This window comes from Marinobacter sp. C7, assembly GCF_022343555.1.
In the GTDB taxonomy this organism is placed as follows: domain Bacteria; phylum Pseudomonadota; class Gammaproteobacteria; order Pseudomonadales; family Oleiphilaceae; genus Marinobacter.
Window position 1 is genome coordinate 1 of the sequence record NZ_JAKQZH010000100.1, and the last position, 510, is coordinate 510.

Annotated in this window: 1 protein-coding gene and 1 pseudogene; both read right to left on the reverse strand. The window is 57.6% G+C overall.

Translation table 11 applies throughout. The features are described from left to right. Positions 1 to 350 (reverse strand): annotated as a pseudogene (locus MD273_RS19375) (hypothetical protein); the annotation flags it as partial. A gap of 2 nt (positions 351 to 352) precedes the next feature. Then, a partial coding sequence (locus MD273_RS19380) for a F0F1 ATP synthase subunit gamma (protein ID WP_239039308.1) occupies positions 353 to 510 on the reverse strand: 158 nt, incomplete at its 5' end.

Genomic DNA, 510 nt, shown 5'->3' on the forward strand with positions numbered 1-510 from the left:
GAACCGTCGTCTAGGCAGTCGCCCAAAGCGTTGAATACGTGGCCCTTAACAACATCGCCCACTGGTACGGAAATTGGGCGTGCAGTATCGGTTACAGCAGCACCGCGGACAAGTCCGTCGGTTGGTGCCATAGCGATGGTGCGGATGAGGTTGTCGCCGAGGTGCTGAGCAACCTCGAGAACAACGGTCTTCTTAACTGATTCGAGGGTTACCTCTACAGTAAGTGCGTTGTACAGTGCTGGCAGCTCGCCGCGGGGAAACTCCACGTCGACGACCGCACCAATGACACGCACGACACGGCCGGCAGTGGCTGCCTGCTGTGCGTTCTGCTCTTCAAGAGCTGTAGTCATAATTAGTCACTTTCTCCGCTGTCGGCGAGCGCGCCTGCGCCACCAACAATCTCTGTGATTTCCTGGGTGATCTGTGCCTGACGTGCCTGGTTGGCCACACGGGACAGGTCCTTGACCAGTTCCGTAGCGTTGTCAGTCGCAGACTTCATCGCGTTTCGAC